The 23,369-nt window shown below is 42.0% G+C and carries 21 protein-coding genes; 4 read left to right on the plus strand and 17 right to left on the minus strand.

Annotation, left to right across the window (positions count from 1 at the left end; translation table 11 throughout):
• Positions 1-29: 29 nt before the first annotated feature.
• The 5 genes from AC3WTL_RS10055 to AC3WTL_RS10075 all read right to left on the minus strand — a co-directional run bounded on the left by AC3WTL_RS10055 (position 30) and on the right by AC3WTL_RS10075 (position 5,617).
• Positions 30-1,040, minus strand: coding sequence for an ABC transporter substrate-binding protein (locus tag AC3WTL_RS10055; RefSeq protein ID WP_492369336.1), 1,011 nt, complete (start codon positions 1,038-1,040; stop codon positions 30-32).
• A gap of 188 nt (positions 1,041-1,228) precedes the next feature.
• Complete coding sequence (locus AC3WTL_RS10060; RefSeq protein ID WP_492369337.1) at positions 1,229-2,005, minus strand: enoyl-CoA hydratase-related protein; 777 nt, start codon at positions 2,003-2,005, stop codon at positions 1,229-1,231.
• 125 nt (positions 2,006-2,130) lie between these two features.
• Complete coding sequence (locus AC3WTL_RS10065) at positions 2,131-3,687, minus strand: fatty acid--CoA ligase family protein (RefSeq protein ID WP_492369338.1); 1,557 nt, start codon at positions 3,685-3,687, stop codon at positions 2,131-2,133.
• Positions 3,688-3,880: 193 nt separating this feature from the next.
• Positions 3,881-4,870, minus strand: a complete 990-nt coding sequence (lplA, locus tag AC3WTL_RS10070) for a lipoate--protein ligase (RefSeq protein ID WP_492369339.1) — start codon at positions 4,868-4,870, stop codon at positions 3,881-3,883.
• 12 nt (positions 4,871-4,882) lie between these two features.
• A complete protein-coding gene (locus AC3WTL_RS10075; RefSeq protein ID WP_492369389.1) occupies positions 4,883-5,617 on the minus strand; it encodes an MBL fold metallo-hydrolase in 735 nt (244 codons plus the stop codon).
• Between the two features lie 562 nt (positions 5,618-6,179).
• Here AC3WTL_RS10075 and yhfH point away from each other — a divergent pair.
• The gene (gene yhfH / locus AC3WTL_RS10080; protein WP_076261153.1) at positions 6,180-6,314 is read left to right on the plus strand and encodes a protein YhfH; all 135 of its coding nucleotides are present in this window, start codon (positions 6,180-6,182) and stop codon (positions 6,312-6,314) included.
• 53 nt (positions 6,315-6,367) lie between these two features.
• Here yhfH and AC3WTL_RS10085 read toward each other — a convergent pair whose 3' ends face one another.
• From AC3WTL_RS10085 to hemE, 5 genes are all read right to left on the minus strand, one after another.
• Positions 6,368-8,536 (minus strand): YhgE/Pip family protein, encoded by a 2,169-nt coding sequence (locus AC3WTL_RS10085; RefSeq protein WP_492369340.1) that lies wholly within the window; start codon positions 8,534-8,536, stop codon positions 6,368-6,370.
• A 72-nt stretch (positions 8,537-8,608) separates the two neighbouring features.
• Positions 8,609-9,181, minus strand: coding sequence for a TetR/AcrR family transcriptional regulator (locus tag AC3WTL_RS10090; RefSeq protein WP_035327005.1), 573 nt, complete (start codon positions 9,179-9,181; stop codon positions 8,609-8,611).
• 113 nt (positions 9,182-9,294) lie between these two features.
• Positions 9,295-10,734 carry a protoporphyrinogen oxidase gene (gene hemY, locus AC3WTL_RS10095; RefSeq protein ID WP_492369341.1) on the minus strand — a complete coding sequence of 480 codons (1,440 nt, stop codon included), beginning with the start codon at positions 10,732-10,734 and terminating at the stop codon, positions 9,295-9,297.
• A gap of 78 nt (positions 10,735-10,812) precedes the next feature.
• Positions 10,813-11,745 (minus strand): ferrochelatase, encoded by a 933-nt coding sequence (gene hemH / locus AC3WTL_RS10100; protein WP_492369342.1) that lies wholly within the window; start codon positions 11,743-11,745, stop codon positions 10,813-10,815.
• 120 nt (positions 11,746-11,865) lie between these two features.
• A complete protein-coding gene (hemE, locus tag AC3WTL_RS10105; protein WP_048010698.1) occupies positions 11,866-12,912 on the minus strand; it encodes a uroporphyrinogen decarboxylase in 1,047 nt (348 codons plus the stop codon).
• Between the two features lie 282 nt (positions 12,913-13,194).
• Here hemE and AC3WTL_RS10110 point away from each other — a divergent pair, with 282 nt between their 5' ends.
• Positions 13,195-13,704 (plus strand): antibiotic biosynthesis monooxygenase family protein, encoded by a 510-nt coding sequence (locus AC3WTL_RS10110; RefSeq protein WP_492369343.1) that lies wholly within the window; start codon positions 13,195-13,197, stop codon positions 13,702-13,704.
• A gap of 75 nt (positions 13,705-13,779) precedes the next feature.
• Here the strand turns inward: AC3WTL_RS10110 and AC3WTL_RS10115 are convergent, their stop codons facing one another.
• From AC3WTL_RS10115 to liaF, 3 genes are read right to left on the minus strand one after another with little or no spacing between them, the layout of a single operon-like run.
• Positions 13,780-14,427 (minus strand): response regulator, encoded by a 648-nt coding sequence (locus AC3WTL_RS10115; RefSeq protein ID WP_492369344.1) that lies wholly within the window; start codon positions 14,425-14,427, stop codon positions 13,780-13,782.
• The gene (locus tag AC3WTL_RS10120) at positions 14,424-15,467 is read right to left on the minus strand and encodes a sensor histidine kinase (protein ID WP_492369345.1); all 1,044 of its coding nucleotides are present in this window, start codon (positions 15,465-15,467) and stop codon (positions 14,424-14,426) included. Before AC3WTL_RS10120 ends, AC3WTL_RS10115 begins: the two co-directional genes overlap by 4 nt.
• Before the next feature lie 9 nt (positions 15,468-15,476).
• Positions 15,477-16,301 carry a cell wall-active antibiotics response protein LiaF gene (gene liaF / locus AC3WTL_RS10125; protein ID WP_492369346.1) on the minus strand — a complete coding sequence of 275 codons (825 nt, stop codon included), beginning with the start codon at positions 16,299-16,301 and terminating at the stop codon, positions 15,477-15,479.
• A 251-nt stretch (positions 16,302-16,552) separates the two neighbouring features.
• On the opposite strand from liaF, the gene AC3WTL_RS10130 reads away from it, so the two are divergent.
• Positions 16,553-17,959 (plus strand): hypothetical protein, encoded by a 1,407-nt coding sequence (locus AC3WTL_RS10130; protein ID WP_492369347.1) that lies wholly within the window; start codon positions 16,553-16,555, stop codon positions 17,957-17,959.
• 41 nt (positions 17,960-18,000) lie between these two features.
• On the opposite strand, the gene AC3WTL_RS10135 is transcribed toward AC3WTL_RS10130, so the two are convergent.
• Complete coding sequence (locus AC3WTL_RS10135; protein ID WP_492369390.1) at positions 18,001-18,657, minus strand: phosphatase PAP2 family protein; 657 nt, start codon at positions 18,655-18,657, stop codon at positions 18,001-18,003.
• Between the two features lie 159 nt (positions 18,658-18,816).
• Between AC3WTL_RS10135 and AC3WTL_RS10140 the strand changes: the two genes are divergently transcribed.
• Complete coding sequence (locus AC3WTL_RS10140; RefSeq protein WP_197245408.1) at positions 18,817-20,025, plus strand: M20 family metallopeptidase; 1,209 nt, start codon at positions 18,817-18,819, stop codon at positions 20,023-20,025.
• A gap of 156 nt (positions 20,026-20,181) precedes the next feature.
• Here AC3WTL_RS10140 and AC3WTL_RS10145 read toward each other — a convergent pair whose 3' ends face one another.
• The 3 genes from AC3WTL_RS10145 to AC3WTL_RS10155 form a co-directional block, all read right to left on the minus strand.
• Positions 20,182-20,907, minus strand: coding sequence for an EcsC family protein (locus AC3WTL_RS10145; protein WP_197245406.1), 726 nt, complete (start codon positions 20,905-20,907; stop codon positions 20,182-20,184).
• A 64-nt stretch (positions 20,908-20,971) separates the two neighbouring features.
• The gene (locus AC3WTL_RS10150) at positions 20,972-22,192 is read right to left on the minus strand and encodes an ABC transporter permease (RefSeq protein WP_248346618.1); all 1,221 of its coding nucleotides are present in this window, start codon (positions 22,190-22,192) and stop codon (positions 20,972-20,974) included.
• On the minus strand, positions 22,185-22,925 hold the full coding sequence (locus AC3WTL_RS10155; protein WP_163143259.1) for an ABC transporter ATP-binding protein: 741 nt from the start codon (positions 22,923-22,925) through the stop codon (positions 22,185-22,187). The genes AC3WTL_RS10150 and AC3WTL_RS10155 overlap by 8 nt, the downstream gene beginning before the upstream one ends.
• Positions 22,926-23,369: the final 444 nt, after the last annotated feature.

Here is a 23,369-nt window from a genome sequence, read left to right on the forward strand (position 1 = left end):
ATTAGAAAAGCGCTAATAATTTGCAGACATTACTCCACAAACTCAGCAAGCCCGTTCCATTCATCTTTTAAGTCAATGCCCATTTCTTCTGCAGCCTTTTTATTGATTACCAGCTTTAGGTTCTGCGGATATTGGACAGGCAGTTCGGATGGCTTCTTGCCTTCATTTAAAATTTTTGCCGCCATTTCCCCGGCTTCATATCCGATATCTTCATAGTCAAATCCGTATGCAGCAAATCCCCCGCGTTTTACAGAATCCAGCTCTCCCACGAAAAGCGGGATATCATTGTCGTTTGAAACTTGAATGACAGATTCCAAAGCGGAAACGACAGTATTATCGGTAATAATATAGATGGCATCTGCTTTTCCGACAAGTGATTCTGCAGCCTGTTTCACTTCAGAAGAATTGGATACGGTAGCTTCGGCCAATTTCATATTTGTACCAGAAAGAGCTTCCTTCACCTTATCAATCTGCACCTCTGAATTTTGTTCTCCTGAATTGTAAATAACACCTACCGTTCCAGCCTCAAATTGCTCATCTATAAATTTAACCATGCTGGGTATCGCATCAGGATGGGTATCTGTTGTACCAGTTATATTTCCTTCAGGTGCATCCAGTGATTTAACTAATTGCGCACCCACTGGATCAGTTACTGAAGTAAATACAATTGGTATATCTTTCGTTGCATTCAGTGCACTTAATGCACTGGGTGTAGAGTTGGCAAAGATCAGGTCCACTCCATCTCCGGCAAAATTATTGGCAATGGATTGATTATTATTCTGGTCCCCCTGAGCAATCTGGACATCGTAGCTTGCTTTAATGCCTGAATCCTCCAATGCCTTTCTAAAGCCCTCCAGCGCCGCATCTAACGAAGGATGTTCGACAATCTGAGTAACTCCTATATTAATTGACTCTCCCTTTTCTTTATCCGAAGAGCCGGCTTCCCCATTTGTACTTTCACTTCCGCAGCCGCTTAGCAGTAAAGTTCCTATAAGGCCTGCCGCAGCTATAGCTTTAAATGTTTTTACTCTCTCTAACATACTGGTTGTCCCCCTCTTATCTCTATCTTTTACTTCAGTACTTTTATGCTTTTATGCTTTTATTCACTAAATTATATAGTCAATAGCTGTACGATTCAAGTGATTTTTTAATAATTTTCAAAAAATTTATTATATTAATAAAGAAACACCGCATTAAATGCTGCGGTGTCTCATATTACTAATTTATTTTATTTCCCTTTAAACTCAGGTTTTCTTTTTTCGGCAAAAGCTGAAAGAGCTTCAACTCTATCTTCCGTTGGAATAATAACTTCGTATGCCTTCCTTTCAATCTGCAGCCCAGTCTGCAAATCAACACCCATTCCATGCTTTACAGCAAATTTAGCCTGCTGAAGGGCAATTGGCCCGTTGTTAAGCATTTGTCCGGCAAACTCAAAGCAATCATGTAATAGATTATCCTTTTCAGTCACTTTAGTAAGGATGCCGTAATTAAGCGCTTCTTCAGAAGTGAGCCTCTTTGCCGTCAATATTAACTCAAGGGCTTTAGCCTGGCCAATCAGTCTTGGAAGCCTCTGTGTGCCTCCTGCACCCGGTATTATGGCTAAGCTTGTTTCTGTAAGTCCCATGGAAGTGCCGGAAACTGCAATGCGGAAGTCGCAGGATAGTGCCAATTCCATCCCGCCTCCGAACGCAAAACCGTTTATGGCAGCGATAGTAGGCTGCGGAAGCTGATCAACCAGGGAGAATACCTCACCTATTTTATATACATTCCTGCGTACTTCCTCATCAGATAATGTCCTGCGCTCTTTAAGATCCGCTCCGACGCTGAATGCTTTTTCTCCAGCCCCTGTAAAAATAACAACACGAACATCCGGACTGGTGCGCAGTTTTTCAACTGATTCCTGGAGCTCCGACAAAGTTTCATAATTAAAAGCATTCATTGCATCAGGGCGGTTAATCGTTACTACCGCAATATGACCTTTTCTTTCGACTGCAATAGAACTCATATGTATCTCTCCTCTTTCTTTTGCTACCTAATAATTCGATAAATTCCGCGAAAACCCTTTCAAATTTAGCAATTCAAATGAAGAATAGAAAAAGACAGACACATGTCATGCCTGCCCTTAAAAGCCTATTTAGCCTGAAGAACCTGATTCTTCAATGCCCTTCGTAAGATTTTGCCAGTTGTATTCTTGGGAAGCTCCTCTAAAAATTCGATCGATGATGGCACTTTATATCTAGCCAGATGCTCTTCACAGTATGCAAGCAGCAATTCTTCTGTCAGCTGGGGATTATTTGTTACTACGTAACACTTTACCGCTTCACCCAGATTCGGGTCAGGCACGCCCAATACAGCAGCTTCTACGACCTCCCTGTGATTATAGAGCACCTCTTCTACTTCCCGCGGATACACATTATAGCCGCCGACTAAAATAAGGTCCTTTTTACGGTCAACGATATAAAAATAGCCTTCCTCATCCCTTTTTGCAAGGTCTCCTGTATAAAGCCAGCCATCACGGATTGTGGCCGCGGTTTCTTCCGGCAGCTTGTAGTACCCCTTCATTACGTTTGGCCCGCGTACGGTCAATTCACCAACTTCGCCAACAGAAACTTCCTCTCCCAATTCATTTACGACTTTATTCTCAACGTTCATAATGGATTGCCCGATCGAGCCTGCTTTACGCGGTTTATCAAGCGGATTGAAGCATGTAACCGGAGAAGCTTCTGAAAGACCGTATCCTTCCGAAACAATGACACTGAATTTTTTCTCAAAACCATGGAGAAGCGCAACCGGCATGGCAGCACCACCTGATATGCACAGCCTTAATGATTTCAGATCTTCCGGATTGCCATCTTCATACTGAAGAAGGAAATTGTACATGGTCGGAACTCCGGCAAAAACAGTAGGTTCATATTTTTTGGCTAGCCTGAAAATCTCTTTCGGGCTGAATTTTGGATCTATTAAAATGGTAGCCCCATTCATGAGAGGTGCATTGAGAGCAACCGTTAAACAGAAAACATGGAACATAGGCAGAGTAGTAATAACCCGGTCATTCTCATTCATGTGTAAATAGTCGCTTACATCCTTTGCATTGCTGTAGAGGTTTTTATGTGTAAGCATGGCACCTTTTGGCTTTCCTGTCGTACCGGATGTATATAGAATAACGGCTGTATCATCTTCTTCGAGTTCAGGGCCCTTAAACCCAATATCTCCTAAAGCAATTAATTGTGTAAACGATTTCATTTTTGAAAAAGCAGATAATGCAGACAGATCCTGTTCTGTAGCTTGTCCCTGGGGTGTATCACAAATAATATAGTTTTCTACCTTTGGAAGCGCCTGATGCATCTTTTCAATTAAAGGCACTAATAGATCAAGCGTGACAACCGCTTTTACATCACCATTATTTACAATGTAGCCGATTTCATCAGGTGTATAAATTGGGTTGATCGGTATAACAGTTGCTCCAAGCCGCAGTGCTCCATGCAGGCCGATGACAAAATGCGGTGAATTCCCCAGTAAAAGAGCAATATGATCCCCTTTTTTCACTCCCAGCTTTGAAAGCCCATCCGCAAATTTGGTTACAGCACCATCAAGCTCCGCGTACGTACTGGACTGATCCATAAAATAATAGGCAGTCTTATCGCCCATCTTAATCGCCGTTTCATGCAGCTGCTCTGTTAAATTCATTTACACTCCCCCTATAATGAATGAATAGTCATTCATTTTTATTAAATAAATTTTCTAAATATATTATATTGAAAGAAATTTTTGTATTCAAGTAGGAAAGCGAATCTTTCACAATTTCTTTTTTTCAGAGTGACTGGCTCGCAAGACTTTATATAAGAATAAGAAAAGCCGGCATTATGCCAGCTTTCTCTCATTAATACACCAGGTTAACGAATTCTTCTTTAGTCACATTTCCGAAGTAATGCTTAATTTCCAATCCTTCAAGAGCCTTTTCAACCTCTGACTTTTCATAGCGAATTCCTGTTAGCTTGTTTTCAATTTCACTTACATCGCCAACCCCAAAGAAGTCCCCATATATTTTGCATCCCTCAATTTTTCCTTTTGTGACATTAAGTCTGATATCAATTTGACCAACTGGGAAGCGATAAGAATGCTGAAGATCAAATTTAGGTGATCTTCCATAATTCCAATCCCAGTTCTGATAGCGCTCCCTGGACAGCTGGTGAATTCTTTCCCAGTCCTCATCCGTAAGCTTGTACTCCGGAATTTCACCTAAATCTCCAAAAATATTCTTTAGAAGCAAAGTGCGAAATTCTTCAATCGTAATTTTTTCGCCCAGGAACTCCGAGATATTAGCAACCCGGCTTCGAATTGATTTAATGCCCTTTGATTCAATTTTATCCTTCTTTACCTTTAGCGCTGAAACGACACTTTCAATTTCGGAATCAAACAAGAGGGTGCCATGGCTAAACATTCTCCCTTTGGTGGAAAACTGGGCATTCCCGGATATTTTTCTGCCTTCTGCCATCAGATCATTCCGGCCGCTTAATTCAGCATTCACACCAAGCTTCTGCAAAGCTTCTGTAACTGGTTCGGTAAACTTTTGGAAGTTGTGAAAGCTGTCACCATCATCTTTTGTAATAAAACTGAAGTTGAGATTGCCTAAATCATGATAAACGGCCCCTCCTCCAGATAGCCTTCTAACAACATGGATGCCATTATCCTCCACGTATTCCGTATTAATCTCTTCTACTGTATTCTGGTTTTTTCCGATAATAATGGAAGGTTCATTAATATAAAACAGCAAATAGGTTTCTTCAATATCAAGATTCTTTAGTGCATATTCCTCAATAGCAAGATTAATTCTGGGATCTGTGATTCCCTGGTTGTCGATAAAAAGCATCTATTTTCCTCCTTAAAATATATGAGACCATTGGTAATCCGCTATAGAAATAGGACCGGCATATTTAGTCGATGCCTCCTCCTTCAGCTTTCGAAGTTCACCATAATGAGGCAAATGTGTCAGCAGCAGATTATTCACCTTTGCTTTGCTGGCCAATGTTCCAGCATCCAGGCTTGTCATATGCCCCGCATTTTCCCCGTTCTGATGACCATAAAAATTACACTCGCAAACTAATAGATCAGCATTTTCGCTAAATGCCACCAGCTCTTCTTTATAAGAAGTATCTGCCGTGTAAACAAGTGATTTGCCGCCTGCTTCAATTCTCATTGCATAGCATGGCACAGGATGATTGGTTTTCATAAAGCGAATCTGAAATGGTCCTGCTGTGAGAGTGCCTTCAGGATCATAGGCGACTCCTTTTGTAATATCCTTATATGTAAGTTTGGCAAATTCAGGCTGGTCGAAAGAATGTCCATAAATCGGGAGTGCAGCTGTTTTCTTGCCCATGAAGCCCTGAATGAGCCTTGCATGCTGCAGCACTCCTATATCCGCAATATGATCTGGATGGTAATGCGAGATAATCAGCCCATCTAAGTCTTCTGGCTGAAAAAAATTCTGCATTTTTGAAAGCACGCCGCTTCCGCAGTCTACCAGCAAATGAAATCCTTCATGCTCCAGCAAATACCCGGAACTGGCCCCATCTGCTTTAGGATAACCGCCCCAGCTGCCGATTACAGTTAACTTCATCACAAATTCCCTCCTAATTAGAAAAACGAAAGTCGTCTGAAGCTAGACAGTTAATTAACTTCAGAATTATACGCTATCTTAAAAGAAGGCTGTTTTCGCAAGGTTTGTTGCTTTTCGTTTATTATTTACTGAGTTGATTGGAGCGGAAGGTGCGAGATCCTCGAAAATGCTGGCGCATTTCCTTCGTGCGGTGCTTATTCGAGGATGCTTATTCAAAGTCCTGCGGGAATAGCGGGACAGGTGAGACCCCACAGACGCGGAGCGTCGAGGAGGCTCACCGCTCGCCCCGCGGAAAGCGAGCAGCCTGGAGCGGAAATCAACGGACAACATTGATAGTCGAAAAACAACGTTTTACACGAAAAGAGCCTAAAAGAAAGCACAAGCGAATTCGCTATTACTGGATAATCTGGCTTTCCTATGTCCAATATACTCGATTATGCCTATTTTTTCACTTTTTTAAAATTGTATTGAAACAGATGTTGACATAAAAACACTGTTATAATACAATGAACTTAAATAATCAAACTATTTAGAACAAAAACACAAATTAGGAGGCTTCAACATGATTCAAAACATTATGGAGTTTTTCAGAAACCTGCCGGCAAAACAATGTTCAGAATGCGGGAAGTCGATCGAAGAACAGCATGAATGCTACGGAAACAAGTGTGAAAAATGCATGGGAATGACAGATTTATAGAATAATATATCTAAAGCCAGCCCACACAGGGCTGGCTTTGCTTTTACTTATAATCAATCAGTCTGCTCTGCAGCAGCTGCAAATCTTTTCTTGTGCATGGCAGTAAAGTAAACAAAAGATCCTGCAATGAACAAGGCTCCAAAGCTCAGGAGAATTACCGCATTCTCCCACATAAAATCAAAATTGCCGCTTGAAATGACTGCCTTAAAACCGGAAACAGAATAGGTCATAGGCAAATATGAACTGATTGGCTGAAGTGCATTAGGAATCAGCTCAAGCGGAAAAGTACCGGCACTTGTTGTCAGCTGGAGTATTAAAATAATGATCGCAACAAACCGGCCTGGGTCACCCATGACAGTGACAAAGAATTGAATAAGCGCTATGAAAGTCAGACTGGTTAGGATTGTAAACAGAAGAAACAAAGGTACACTCTGAACTTCCAGGCCAAGTCCCAGCAATAGAATCATCGCTGCAATAAGACCCTGAATAATGCCTATTCCTGCAAGGATTCCGAACTTGCTTGCAAACCAGCTGAATCCTGAGCGCGGAACGCCAGCCGGTTCCCTAAGCGGGAATACAATGGAAAGCAGCAGAGCTCCAACAAAAAGACCAAGAGACAGAAAATAAGGTGCAAATCCTGTACCGTAGTTTGGAACTTCTGTAATCTTCTCATTATCTATTTCTACCGGATTTGCCATCATGTTATACGTTTTATCGCTGGCATTTACTGATGAAGCATTTTCAGCGCCATCAGCTAATTTATTTGCTAACTCAGACGACCCTTCATAAATTTGTGAATTACCCTCAGCAACTTTGCCTGCACCAGCTTCAAGCTGCTTCGAGCCGTCTGCAAATGCAGCTGAACCTTGTGTCAGTTTGCCAAGGCCTCCTGACAGATCTGCTGCACCGCCTGCCAGCCTGTCTGCTCCGGCCTGCGCATCACCAAACTTCTGAGCAAATGTTTCCATTCCTGCATCGAAATCTTTATGGCCCTGTACCAGCTTAAGGGAGCCATTTTCCAGCTCGGCTGTTCCCTGGGCAAGCTGATTTATTCCCTGCTGGAGCTGCTGCTGTCCTGCCTTTAACTGCCCCATTCTTTGGGATAATTCAGCTCCTCCACTTGATAGTTTGCCGGCTGATTCGGCAAGCTGGGCTGATCCGGTCTTCAGCTGTGCAAGTGCAGTCTGAAGCTCAGCCTTTTCAAGAGAACCTTCTGGAAGCTGCGATAAGATGCCCTGCAGCCTTTGTTCTAAAAGAGCAGTGCCTCCGCTGAGTTTTTGCGCTTCCGTCTGCCATTGATCCAGAGATGAAGATAATGTGTTTGCTCCATTTTCAAGCTGTTCGGTTCCATCGATCATAACTGGAAGTTTTTCTTTAACTGTTAAGATTCCTTCTTTTGTTTGTGTAACACCTGCAGAAAGATCTTCACTTCCTGACTTTAGCTGATCAGAAGCATTTCTCAATTCCGATTGGCCTCCTGCAAGTTGGCCTAAACCTTCTGAAAGAGATTTAGCACCTTCTGCCATTTCCTTAGAACCCTTGCTTGCTGTGCTTACGCCGTTATTGAACTCAATGGATTTATTGGCCAAAAGCTCAAGCTTCTCATGCAGGGTTTTGGAGCCGTCCTTAAGATCAGCTGCTCCTTCACTGATTTGAAAAGCACCATCACTTGCCTGTCCAATGCCATCTGCTAGTTCCCCTACCTTATCAAACATGGTTTCTGCATATGTTTCAGTTACTTTTTCTGACAGTGACGCTTTAATTTTTTCAACAGCCGTCCCGCCAATTTGAGCAGATAAGAAATTGTAGCTCTCATTAGGAACATAAATTAGATTCATTTTCTGCGGCTTGTCTTCCAGCAGAGTGGTAGCATTCTTGGAGAAATCCTTGGGAATTTCAACCAGCATATAGTATTGCTGATCATTTAGATCCTTATATGCTTCTTCTTTATCAACAAATTGAAAGTTAAAGTCCTTGCTTTCCTTTAAATTATCAACAAGATCATTGCCCAGGTGCATTTCATTTCCTTCCAATACAGCACCGGCATCTTCATTAACTATGGCAACCGGGAGATCATCTAAATGATCGTATGGATCCCAGAATGCCCACAGGAACATTCCACTGTATAAAACCGGAATAAACATGACTGCTATAATCGGAATCAGCAGCTTTTTGTTTTTTATAATGGCTGAAAACTCCTTAAGGAAAAGTTTGTTTTTCACCGTAAATCCCTCCAAATTACTTTTTGACCATTTTTCTCATTCGGTCATTTTCCTGAAAAAATAGAGGACTATCTAGTTCGATAATCCTTTCATAATGTATTGCTCAAACAGAAGAGCTATTTTTTCTTTTTCCAATGGTTCATGACGCTGTTCCCAATCAAAAATAAGTGCAATATAAAGCTTAAGCATGACAAAGGAAGTCAGTTCCGGATCGCATTCCCGGATTTCTCCTCTTTCAATGGCAAGTGTAACTTTATCTTTTACATATTTTATTATCGCATCCTCCACTTTCCCAATTACATCTGTAACAGCAGGAGTTCCCATTTCCTTTGCTTCCTGGAAAAGCTTGATTGTCAGCTGATGCTTCATGCGGAATTCAAGTATTTTATACAATCCCCGATGAACATTTTTGTGAAAGGGCAAAGAAGGATCAAGCGCTTCATCGGCTGCATTTTTCATTTCCGTGATAAGCGTATGGATAATTTCATCAAACAGCTCTTCTTTATTTTTAAAGAAATTATAGATAGTTCCTTTTCCAACATTCGCAAGCTTTGCAACCTGATCCATAGTGGTTGCTTTATAGCCGAAAAGAGAAAATGATTTTGTGGCTGCTTCAAGAATCTGCTGTTTCCGATCTGCTGACATAAACTCACCTCTTCGAAAATGACTAAATGAACAATTTGGTCATTAGTACATGAAGTAATGTATCATACTCTATTTGAAAAAGCAACCTGAAATGATGCCAATTTAAAAAGCTGTCACACACGGACAGCTTTTGGCTTGTTGATTTGCAGGTATTCTAATGTATTTCGAACTGCCTCTTCTGCCTGATCTATGCAGTCAGGAACACCAAGACCTTCATACGAACTTCCTGCCAGAAAAACGCCCGGCAGCTCATCCTGCGCCTGTTTCTTTGCCAATCCGACGCGTTCTTTATGTCCAACGGTATACTGAGGCATTGAATCCTTCCATCTTGTTACATAACTAAATTCAGGATTCATATTAATATTCATCGTTTTATTTAAGTCATCAAGCACAACTTTAACAATTTGATCATCTGACAGATCCACAACTGCTTCATCACCGGCTTTGCCAACGTAACAGCGCAGAAGCACTTTTCCTTTTGGGGTAGAATGAGGCCATTTTTTATGTGTCCAGGTACAGGCAGTAATAGTGTAATCACTGTGGCGTGAAACAACAAAACCCGTTCCATCTATATCCCTTTCAATCGCATCTTCTGGAAAAGCCAGAGCTACAGTTGCCACTGAAGTGGACGGCATTTCTTTAAACTGCTCAAAAAGTCCCCAGCCGGAGAAGATGCTGCACAACGCATGGTGGGGAACAGCCATAACTATGCAATCTGCATTAAGGCTTTCTCCCCCATTTATTTCAACGGTATAGCTTTTGCCATTCTTAATAACCGATTCAATGCGATGGCCTTTCAGCACAGTCCCGGGTTCAAGCTTGCTTTCGAGAGCATCGACAAGTGATTGAAGCCCTGATTTGAAAGTAAGAAACATTCCTTCTTTGCTTTTGCTGTTTCCGGCTTGTTTCGGCTGAGAGCCTGCAGCCTTCTTCATTCCCATTATTAAGCTTCTATACTTCTGCTCAACCTGATAAAACTGCGGGAAAGTGGCCATAAGGCTCAATTGATCAATATCGCCTGCATATATGCCAGAGAGAAGCGGTTCAATTAAATTATCGACAACTTCGTCACCAAGCCTTCTTCTGAAAAAGGCACCCAGAGACTGATCTGTGGAAGGATTGGAGCGCGGCAGCACAAAATCTGCCGCAGCTCTTGCCTTTCCTGCAGGAGAGAATAAGCCGGTAGTAATAAAGGGAGCAATTTGTGTCGGGATGCCCATGATGGATCCGCCAGGCATTGGATATAGTCGCTGCCTTACAAGTACGTAAGACTTGCCGGATGTATTTCTCACAAGTTCCTTTTCCAGTCCCGCTTCCATAGCAAGGCGCGCTGCACTTTGCTTACGGGCCAAAAAGGAGTCTGGCCCTCTTTCGATCACAAAACCGTCTCGTAATATTGTTTGAATCTTGCCGCCAAGGCGATGGGAAGCCTCTATGAGCTTAACATCCAGAGCCAAGCCCTTTTCTTTAGCTTCCCTCTGCAGATAGTAAGCTGCAGCAAGACCCGTAATTCCTCCTCCGGCAACAATAACTTTCTGTCTCTCTCCCTGCACGGTAAATCGCCTTCTTTTCTAATTTTTTGCATTATCGCAGTCAACAGGCAGTAAGCCCCCACTGAGTGAAGTTTCGCTTTATCTATTCAGCAATTTAATAATGGCATCTGACATTGCATCAATGAACTCAGGCTGTGAATTCGGCATTTCAGGGCGGTAATAGCTTGCTCCCAGCTCATCAGTGACTACTTTGCATTCATAATCATTATCGTACAGCACTTCAAGATGATCTGACACAAAACCTACTGGTGTGTAAACGAATGCTTTGTAGCCTTTATTCTCATAAAGATCTCTTGTCAAATCCTGTACATCAGGCCCAAGCCATGGCTCAGGTGTGTTTCCTGCACTTTGCCAGCCGACAGCATAGTTTTTGACACCAGCCTGTTCGGCTATGAGGTCAGCTGTTTCCTGCAGCTGAAGCGGATATGGATCCCCTGATTGCAGGATTTTTTCCGGCAAACTATGTGCAGAAACAATTAACACTGCAGAATCTTTTTCTTCAGCAGGCATTTTATCGAAGGTTTCTTTTACCCGATCAGCCCAATATTTAATAAACTTAGGCTCTTTATACCAGCTTTCAACTGACCTTATTTCAAGGCCGCCAAGCTTTTCAGCCTCTTCCTTGGCTCTGCCGTTATATGATTTCACGCTGAAGGTTGAAAAATGAGGCGCAAGAACAATGCTGACAGCTTCCTCAATCCCATCCTCATGCATTTGTTTAACCGCATCTTCTATGAACGGTTCGATATGCTTCAACCCAATATACATTTTGAATTCATACTCGTCCTGAATTTCATTTAAATGCTGTTCAAGTTTTTCAGCCTGATCTTTAGTAATTTCTGCAAGCGGCGATATTCCGCCGATCGCTTCATACCGGCTTCTTAAATCTTCAAGCATTTCCTCAGAAGGCTTTCTTCCTCTGCGGATATGTGTATAGTAACGCTCAATGTCTTCTTCCTTATAGGGAGTTCCATAAGCCATTACAAGTAAACCCATTCTCTTTTTACCCATGTCATCCACCTCAAATTCTGTCTCCAGTTTTTATTGTGCCAAAAAACAAATCGATTACCAAAACTAATGCTCATAGCAATATGCAAGTGCAGCCTGCTATCGCTTTAAGCAAGCCTGAGGCTATTTGCTTAATTTTGAGGCAGAGTATTCGTGAATAAAAGCAGTTAATTTCTTTAATGTGTCAGGATTAACCTCCGGGAAAACACCGTGTCCAAGGTTGAAAATATAACCCGGCTGAGCCATTCCCTGATCAAGAATAGCTTTTGCTTTTTCCTCGATAACCTCCCAAGGTGCAAGGAGAATCGCAGGGTCAAGATTACCCTGAACTGTTTTGGTGATGCCTTTTGCCCTTGCTTCCTGAATCGGAAGTCTCCAATCAAGCCCCACTACATCAAGCGGCAGATCATGCCACTCCAGTGCAAGATGGCTTGCGCCTACACCGAACATGATCAGCGGAACATTCTCTTCTTTCAAGGCAGAGAAAATGCGATTCATTACCGGCTTAATAAAATAGCGGTAATCTTCCACATTCAGGGCACCAACCCATGAATCGAATATCTGGATGGCTTTTGCACCTGCTTTGACTTGGGACTTCACGTAGGTAATAGTCATTTCTCCAAGCTTATCCATTAACGCAAACCAGGCTTCAGGCTCTGCATACATAAATGCTTTTGTTTTGTTGTAATTCTTTGATGGACCGCCTTCGATCATATAACTTGCAAGAGTAAACGGAGCACCTGCAAAACCGATAAGAGGAACAGTGAGCTGCTCTTGAGTAAGAAGCTTAATGGTATCCAGGACATATGGAACATCCTCTTCCGGATTGATTTCACCAAGCTTTTCTACATCTGCTTTGGAACGGATTGGATTTGATATAACAGGGCCGATTCCTGATTTAATTTCCACATCCACCCCAATGGCTGGAAGCGGTGACATAATGTCTTTATAAAGAATGGCAGCATCATTGTTATACTGCTCAACCGGCAGCCTTGTTACATAAGCACAAAGTTCTGGCTGATGTGTAATTTCGAATAGGGAGTATTTTTCTTTAATTGCTCTATACTCCGGCTGTGAGCGGCCAGCCTGGCGCATATACCATACAGGAACATGCTCTGTCTGTTCTCCTCTTGCTGCCTTCAGAAATGTATCATTAAATGAGTTCGTCATTAAATTTTATCCACCTTTCAAGTCTTGTCTGCGTATTATTGTAATATATATGTAACCAAATTAGAAATCTCGAATATCTATCCTTTATGACTATATCCTTTTTTCTCTGTTTTTGTATAGATTTGAAAGCCAAATGTCAAAAAATTGACGTTTTTAACTGTTTAAATAAGGGAAAATTGAAGATTGTAAGGATATAAGCACAATATAAATATATTTTAAATAATGTAGTGTTTATACTTCAGAGTGAACAATATAAAACTTTTCCAAGTGGAGTGAGAAAAAATGAAGCTTTATATGGCCAGAGGAACTTACGATTTTTTGAAAAAAATTGAGGATAAGCACCCAAATGAAAACATGGTTACAATGCAGAATACTGATACATCCTTATTAATTCATGAAACATCAGGCACCTCCATCTTTAAAGAGCCCCGTTCCTATGAAGTCATCGATTCTTCCGGAACCTTCTCGGGCGCAGGATTTGCCGTTCTGAACAATGTACCTGTTACAGATGAAGGCAGGCCGCTATTTGAGCACCGGCTGAAAAACAGGGCAGGACTTATCGAAAATGAACCGGGATTTATTGCTATCCGTGTCCTGCGGCCTCTTGAATCAAACACATATGTCACCCTAACTCTATGGCAGGATGAAAAATCATTTAAAAACTGGCAGAATTCCAAAGCATATGAAAAAGCACATGAAAAGCGCGGGACGGAGAGCGGCATTGATAAGACACCGAATATTTTTTCCAGCCCTCCATACGTGACCCAATATTATATCCCTGAAGAAGAGTAACAAGAAAAGAATGCTGGAGCCAGAAGTTCAAAGTTATCTTTTCTTACCTATAAAAAAAGGATGAGCCTTTATAGCTCATCCTTTTTTCGCCTGTTTTTTTATGATTCCATTTCGGTTGGCATAAACGGCTGCCTGTGTACGGTCTGTAACGCCCAGTTTACTGAGGATATTGCTTACGTGTGTTTTGACGGTTTTGATGCCAATGAACAATTCCTCACTGATTTCCTGGTTAGTCATCCCTTCCCCAATGCAGAGCAGAACATCAAATTCCCTCTCAGTTAAATCATCATGAGGCTTTTTCTCTTTTTCTCTGAAACGGCTTACCATTTTACCCGCAACCTTTGACTCAATGACAGGCTCACCCTGCGCAGCTTTCTTAATGGCATTTACAACTTCGGCAGCATTTGCCGTTTTCAGCATATAGCTGAAGGCACCCGCTTCAATGGCTGGAAAAACCTGCTCATCATCGTAAAAGCTGGTTATAATAATAATTCTGCATTCAGGATAACTTTTTAAAATCTCCCTTGTCGCTTCTATTCCGTTCCCATTTTCCATCAGGAGATCCATCAAAACGATTTCCGGCCGCTCATTCAGCACAAGCTTTACAGCTTCATTCCCACTGCCTGCTTCCCCAATGACCTCTATGCCAGATTCAGTTGCCAAATAAGAAATAATGCCCCTTCTTACCATTTCATGATCATCCACAACTGCTACCCTGATCATTTCAGCCTCTCCCCTTTTGCCGGAATTTTAATATCTATATAAGTTCCTTCGTTTTCTTTGGATCGTATTTTGAATATTCCGCCAACCTCCTCGCAGCGTTCCCTCATAGTTTTCAGCCCGTAAGAAGTGATTCTCTCTTTATGAGGATTAAACCCTTTTCCATTATCAGCAATAAAAAGATAGATGTAATCTTCCTCTTCCGTTAGGGTTACTCTGATCTTTCCTGCATCCGCATGTCGGAGTACATTAGATAAAGCCTCCTGGACAATCCTGAATAAATGTTCTTCCGCTGCTTTGGAAAGATTTTCAACCTCATCAATGCTTGCATGGAATTCGATGTTTGTCTTTGCCTTTAACTCCTGTATCAGCTTAATAATACCGTCACAGAGTCTGTCATTACTCAACTGCACAGGCCTAAGATGGAGGAGAAGAGCCCTCATTTCCCCCTGGGCTTTCGCAGCGATTTCAGAGATTTCATTTAACTGCTCTCTCGCTTTATCACTATCCAAATCAAAAACTCTCAGGGCTGCTGAAGACATCATACTTAATGCGAAAAGCTGCTGGCTCACTACATCGTGGAGATCCCTGGCCAGGCGCTGTCTTTCTTCCATTACAGCTGCTGAATGGGCGGTTTGTGCCAATGCAGACTTTTCATCAGCAAGCCGCTGCATGGAAAAAACCTGCTCCTGAATATTTTCGGCCAGCTGATTCAGTTCATCTGATATTAATCCTATTTCATCTTTTTCATAAGAGTCCATCCGATCAGCATACTTGCCGCTTCTTAAGGTCGAAACAAATAATAAAATATCACCGAGCCGCCCTTTTATTAAGTAGCTGCCCTTGAGCCCAAAATAGGCACCCGTAAGGAGTAATACCGTTAAAACATACAAAAACAGCCAAAAGGTGCTCTTTATAGTCAATGGCGATTCAGAATTGTAAAATAGATAGACCTGCAATCCGACAAAAAAGATTAATGAACTTATAATGGCCATCATAATAAAGCTCTGCACAAACCAATACCTGATTCCGCTTTTTTTCATCTTATACCCCTATACTTTATCGATCCGAATGGATCCAATTTTTACTTGTACAGCGATTTTCAGCTTTCTGGATGCTTCATCATAACCAGGTGACTTATATTGAAGACTGCGGTTGATGTCACCTGTCTTTTGATCAAAAATGCGGATGTCTCCTATATTAATATTTGACTGGATCATCACCGGAATGTTTTCGGGGATGATCATTTTCACATCTCCAATCCACCCTCTCACAATGACAGGCGTCTCTTTCTCCGGGATGAAAGCTTTGCTGAAATCGATAAAATAATCACCGATCATTGTATATAAATCCATCGGCTCGAGAGACCAATTCGGCTGTTTAAAATCCACATCGCCAATTGAAAAGCCTCTTATATTTTTAAGCGGCTGAGGGCTTTCATATTTTGAGATATTAATAACTTTTTTCTCCGCTGCACCTTTGTCTTTCCCATAGATATCTGCCGGAAAATCCTGTTCAAAATGTATCTTTAAACGATCTTTTTTCAAAAGAATATTAATGCCGATAAAAATAAGAAACAGGGGCCAGAGTTTCCAGATTTCCATAAACCTGAATTCAATTACTCCGAGACGATCAAAGATTAATAGCATTGAAAAGACAATTAGAAATAACCCGGGAAACATCCCGCTCCGGCTATTCTTCAGTATGTATGACAGCAGATAATAACACCCGGCAGCCAATAGGATAAAGGGGTAAATTACGACAAATACCTCTTTTATTTCCAAGGAAATGACACCTAAGTTCATAAGAAGAAGCAAAACCCCAATAGCTGATAAAGTTATCGCGAAGATTATTTGATTAACGGACCTGTATCTCATAGGCTTTCCCTTCCCTCTTTTCACCTATTCTTGTATTCGCTAATGCAAAAACATTTTCCTTCTGTACATTCATTTTATCAGTCAGCAATTCTATTGAAACATCCCCCGGTGTGTTTCAGCCTCCTCCTCTGGACGGATTCAATTCATATCACCATTTATTCTATTCCATCATATTCTGTACTACATTCCGAATCGGGTGATTCGCCTAAACCGGCGGTTCTCTTATGGAATTTTGAAAGGGGGAAAATCAAGTGGGAGTTGAGCTGACAGCCATCCATTGGATATATGTTCTTTTTAGTCTCTTCATCATCGGCTTCATGGTTATGAAGAGAGATACAACGCTTGTCTGTATTGCTGGCATCTTTTTAATTGCCATTACAGCTACCGGCTCCTTAAGCGGTTCAATCAGCAGTATTTTCACCAGTTTTATATTTGCGATAACAGAACTTCTTTCCACTATACTGGTCATTTCCATTATAGTGGCCATGAGCCGGACACTGACCACAACTGGAATTAATGATGTCATGATCTCTCCTTTTACCAGGTTAATCAGAACACCGGCACTTGCCTACTGGACGATCGGAATTTTGATGATGGTCATCTCCTGGTTTTTTTGGCCATCTCCTGCTGTTGCCTTAATGGGGGCCGTCCTTCTTCCCGTAGCCATCCGGGTAGGATTACCTGCTCTGGGTGTGGCAATGGCCATGAACCTGTTCGGTCACGGCGTCGCCCTATCCGGAGATTTTATAATCCAGGCTGCCCCGAAGTTAACTGCCGACGCTGCTGGTCTTCCTGTTGGCGAGGTCATATCAGCCAGTGTTCCGCTTGTTATTATTATGGGTGCAGTCACGACTATTACCGCTTTTTATCTTATCAAGAGAGATATGAAAAGCGGCAAGCTGACTGCAGATACTGGTCTTACTGGGGATACACCAGCTGAACTGCAGGCTGATTCCAGTCAAAAACATCTGCTTTCACTTAAACAAAAACGTTTTTTTGCGTTATTAATTCCAATCTTATTTGCTGCTGATGTAGCAGCCATGTTTGCGTTAGATCTTCAGGGCGGTGACGCAACAGCTTTGGTAGGCGGTACATCGATATTTATTCTCTTGCTGATCACGCTCGCTGCCCATCGTAATAGGGGCCTTGAAAAAACTACAGCCTATTTAGTTGAAGGCTTCCAGTTTGGATTTAGAGTATTTGGCCCTGTCATTCCAATTGCAGCTTTCTTTTATCTGGGGGACGCTGGATTTTCTCAGATGATAGGAGACTTTTTGCCAAAGGGCTCGCATGGAATTGTTAATGATCTTGGAGTGGGGCTAGCATCTGTTGTCCCTTTAAGCAAAGAGGTAGGCGCCATTACATTGACTGTCGTTGGCGCCATTACGGGGCTTGATGGATCCGGCTTTTCCGGCATCTCACTTGCCGGCTCCATTGCAAATCTATTTGCGACAGCTATCGGCACAGGTGCTGCAACCTTAACGGCTCTCGGGCAGGTAGCTGCCATCTGGGTAGGCGGTGGCACACTGGTTCCCTGGGCCCTTATTCCTGCAGCCGCAATCTGTAATGTAGATGCTTTTGAACTGGCTCGCCGGAACCTGCTTCCGGTCACAATTGGCTTAATTGTAACAACTATTGCAGCCATGTTCCTAATTTAATAGAAGCAAAAGAGACTATCGGGCGATAGTCTCTTTTGCTTCTATGCTGATTCCCGCTCATATGAATTTCTTCTGAATATTGACTTTAAGGCCGCGTAAAGTGAAATTGAAATGAATACCCAAATATAGCCTGCTGCAAATCCTGCTGCAATATCAGACGGATAATGTACACCCATCACGATCCGGCTGATTCCCATTAAAAAAATCCAAATGCCGGCTATAATCGCCGTGATCCATTTCGCTGACGATTTCTTCAGCTCGGTAATGATAAAATAGGCTAATAACGTATATAGAATCATCCCAATCATCGCGTGTCCGCTCGGAAAGCTGAGACTCGCCACATCAACAAGATGCTCCTGATCAGGGCGCGGCCTTCCAACAGCCTCTTTAAGCCACTTATTTACTTCATTTCCCGCTGCAACAGCAAAAACAACAGCTGCCATCGCCTCATAATTCCTATACTTGAGCCAAAGCAGCGCTAAGAAAGCCAATGTAATAATCCCTACACCGGTTTTACTCCCCATATTGTCCATGGCTTCAAAAAACGGATGGGTGCTTTCTGAAAATAATCCTGTAAAGAATTTTGACAAATAACGGTCAAAATCAAGAGTTTGTCCGTTAGTAACGGCAACAAGAAAATATAGAAAAATGGATGCGGATACAGCCAGGAAAAAATAGGTCCATTTAGATTTAAGCATTTCCAATCTTACTAATACCTCCCATTTTGGTCTTAAATTATATTATCATCTCTACTTTACTTTTATTATGTTAAGTTTGCATAAAAAAAACATTTTTCCCTTTATCTCATTAAAGAATGTTATAATAATGGAAAAATTACATCGATAGGAGAGGAAATCATGTCTGAATCACTATTTAAAAAACTGGAAAGCTATTACGATGAAATGGTCTCCATCCGGCGCTATCTTCATCAGAATCCTGAAGTATCTTTTAAGGAAGAAAAGACGGCTCACTATATCAAAACCTTTTATGAAAATCTGGGGATTGAAGTCCGGAGCCATGTAGGGGGAAATGGAGTGGTTGCCAGGATTCATGGCAGCAAACCAGGAAAGACCATCGCTTTAAGAGCCGATTTTGATGCACTTCCTATCCAGGATGAAAAGGATGTCCCATATAAATCATTGGTCCCTGGGGTAATGCATGCTTGCGGACATGATGGACATACGGCAACTTTACTTGTACTGGCGAAGGCACTAAATGAACTTCGCGATGAATTAGAAGGTACATATGTAATGATTCACCAGCACGCCGAGGAATATGCTCCGGGCGGAGCGATTTCGATGATCAAAGATGGCTGCCTTGAGGGTGTCGATGCCATTTTTGGAACACACCTGTGGGCATCAGAACCAACAGGGAAGATCCAATATCGGGTTGGCCCATTTATGGCGGCAGCAGACAGGTTTGAAGTTACCATCCAAGGAAAAGGCGGGCACGGAGCACAGCCTCACAAAACGAAAGATGCGATTGTAACTGCCTCCCAGCTGGTTGTCAATCTTCAGCAAATCGTCAGCAGAAAAGTAAATCCAATTGACTCTGCCGTTGTAACAGTTGGTTCCTTTGTAGCTGATAACGCATTTAATGTAATTGCTGATAGAGCAAAATTGATCGGTACTGTCCGCACATTTAACGAGGACGTCCGCACTAATATCGAAGAGGAAATCGAGCGCATTGTCAAAGGAACATGCTACACAGCAGACAGTGACTATGAGTATCAGTTCCATAGAGGCTACCCTGCTGTTGTCAATCATAAAAGGGAAACCGAATACCTGGCTGAACTGGCAGGAAAAATTGATGAAGTCAGATGGGCAGAAGAGACAGACCCTGAAATGGGCGGTGAAGATTTCGCATACTATCTGCAGCATGTGAAAGGCACCTTCTTCTTTACAGGGGCAAGACCTGAAAATACATCAGAAAATTACCCGCACCATCACCCAAAATTTGATATTGATGAAAAAGCCATGCTGATCGCAGCCAAAACACTGGGAGCAGCAGCTTTAAACTATCATAGCTATCAGGAAAGCAAGGACTCCGTTGAAGTAGGAAAATAAGAAGAAATTCGAGTGTGGGCCAGGTGACTGGCCCATTTTTTTGTGGTGGTGTGGGCCTGCTTTATGAGCCGTTTTAAGTTTTAGCATAATAACCACCCAAAATGAGCGCAATGAATCACACTCGCCTCAAGCAAAGTATTAAAAACAGCCCCAAGCCTAATCAGGCCTTGGGGCTGTCTTTAAAATTCTCATACGATAAGCATTTTTAGCGGTTTCACCTAAGTGATCTAGCAAATTATAGTTCGCATACGCCCCGACAGCAGCACCAATCCCCGGCACCAGCTGGAGCATTTTAACAAAGTCAATATAATCCCGGTATTCCTGCTGAAATACCTTCCAGTCCATATCAGCCAGTGTTTCCTTCCGGTCATCCCATTCTTCAATCAGCTTCAGCGTTTCTTTCCTTTTATCATCACTGGAAAATGCGAGCTGAAAGACATGGAGGAGAAACAGGCGCTCTTCATAATCTTTTGTATCAAATCCATATATGGAGGCAGATTCAAAAAGAAATTTCATCTTAATGCTCAGCAGCAAGGGAAAATCAGCAATGCCAAGGAGTATTCCCCCTGCCCCGGTTCCGGCACCTTCGACAGCAGCTGTTTTGCGGTAAGTCGAAATCTTTTCTTCCAGCATGAGATCCATGTTTTCCAGGCTGCGGCCGGCAGATTGTTTTTTTCTGGTGAGTGCATTCGATCCAACCAAAGTGGCCTTTACCATATTCTTAATGCTGTCAGTGATAATTTGATGAGCTTTTTCAGGTATTATACTATTTACCTTTGTCTGAGCTTTTTTGGAAAGGCGATTCAGCATGCTGGAGCGCTTGTTGATCCGTCTCTTCCATTCTTCAATTTCATAAAAAGCCTTTAATTCATACTCCATCATTTTTCCTACCTGCCTTTTTTCAGGGTGACTCTATATACGCACAAAAGACAGCAATGGTTTCATTTTAAGCCCGGCTGCCTGCCAGCCGTTTCTGAATATAGATATGAGTATATACATATGCAAATAAAACTCCAACGGCTAAAGCCAAAAGCGAAGCCAGCCATCCGCCATTTGCCAGTACAGCAAGAGATAATAGGAGTGCCTGAACATAAAGTATTCCTGTCAGCAGCTGTTTAAAGGACTTCTCCTGTATATCCTCTTTAATCGGATATAAATTCACCCACAGCTTATCCTGATGGTGATTCCATAGCGGCAGCAGCTGAAATCCGGTTAAGTACATGAATAACGGCACAAGCAGGATTTGTCCCATTCCATACGAAATCAAATAAATTGCTCCAGCACCAATAAGAGTTAAACGAATGAATAAACCGAAGTAATCACCGGAACGGAGAAATGTACGGACATAAAGGTTTTTAAAAGTTGCATCCTGTTTGAATGGAATTCCTGAAAGCAGCCAATCAAGCCACTTCCGTCTTTTTACGCGGTCTTTCAGCTTTGGAACATCTGTAAACATATTGGCCAGCCTGTAGAAGGAGGTCATTCTTCGCTCTTCCTGATCAATCAAATATTCCCATTTCAGCCCTTTATCCCTGGATTTCATGGTAAAGAACAAATACAGCAGGATCAGCAGCACACCTGCTGCCAGCATAAAAATGGGGGAAGCGCCGCTAAATAGAAAATATAGAAACACAGCGTTAACAGCATAACGGACACATGTATCCAATACATGTACGCTTGTTTCGATATAATATTGTATCTTCCAGCGTATCAGCAAATTGATCATTTTTAGCATCAGCAGGATCAGCAGAAATGGTAAAAACACTTTAAAATTGCCATCATTCACCGCTGCATATAAGGGCAATAAAACTCCAAGCCCCATAACAAGGAGATATGCATGCACAAAAAAGCTGACTGCCATCGAACGTCTGAAATATCCTGAAAGCCTGTCTTCAAGCGGCAGCAGAAAAATTTTGTCTGCTTCAGAAAAGAATGTATAAATTGGGCTGTATGTAACCAGAAGAGCTAAGATGATTGCTAAAACCGCTGCAGCAGGAAAATCACCGGGCAGGGTTTTTATCCACTCCTGATAATAAAAAGCTGCAGTTCCCAGAAGAAACACCATGACAATGACAATATGGCCATTAAAGATATAACGGAGATAGCGGGAAAGCTCTTTGACTGTCCTCCCGAATCTCTCCTTCCATAATTGTTTTTCATCAAACATAATCTTCTTCCTTTGTGAGCTGGATATATAAATCATCGAGGGTTGCTCCCGGCATTGCAAATTGCTGCTGCAGCTCCGCTAAAGTTCCCTTCGCCCTTACTTTGCCTTCATGTAATATCACAAAACGATCACAATACCTTTCAGCGGTTGCCAGGATATGGGTAGACATAAGAATGCCGGCACCGCTCTCTTTCATTTTCTTCATCAAATCGAGAAGTGACTGAATGCCAAGCGGGTCCAGACCTACAAATGGTTCATCAACAATGTATAATGACGGCTGCACCAAAAAAGCGCACATGATCATTACTTTCTGCTTCATCCCTTTAGAAAAATGAGCTGGAAACCATTTCAGTCTTTTTTCCATTCTGAATTCCTTCAGCAGTGTTTCCACTCTTTGTTTATACTCTGTTTCAGGCAGACCATATGCCATGGCTGTAATACGCAAATGCTCTTCGAGTGTAAGTTCATCATACAAAATTGGGGTTTCCGGAACAAAAGTGAATTGCTTGCGATATCCTTCCTTATCCTTAAGGAATTGCATGCCATTGATCGTTATTTCTCCCTCCTTCGGTTCCATTAAGCCAATTACATGTTTGATGGTCGTACTTTTTCCGGCTCCATTAAGGCCAATCAGGCCGACGATTTCATGTTCACCCACTTCAAAGGAGACATCCTTTAAGACCGGGTTTCTCGTATAGCCGCCGGTAACGTTTTTAATTTCAAGCAGCGCCATTCTCAACGTCCTTCCTACTATGTATAAGTCCATTGTAAAAAAAGCCAAAGTAAATTGTCCAGTTTAGACAAAATTCCTGTATATAAATTACGGGACGGGACATTCTAATCTATGAAGGGGAAACAAGTCATTTGAACACCATTCAGATGATCAAAACTTGAAATGAGGTGTCTGTCGCAGACAGTTTCCTTTCAGTATAAGCTTCAAACGTTCCTAATAAGGGGATGGTTGCATTGCACATGAAACCTGATGATCTTAAACACTTGATCGCTTTACCCGTAAGTGGTCACTAAGTCATTTTTTAAATGAGGTGTTTGTTAAAGACTATCATCCATGCTTTATACGCCTGTAAAAGCTTATAAAGAAAATAAGGGGATGGTCCGATTGAACAAAGATCGATTTTCTCTAGATATGAACACAATTCATTCATAAATGAGGTGTTTG

The sequence above is a fragment of the Cytobacillus sp. EB106-05-05-XG126 genome (assembly GCF_058791715.1).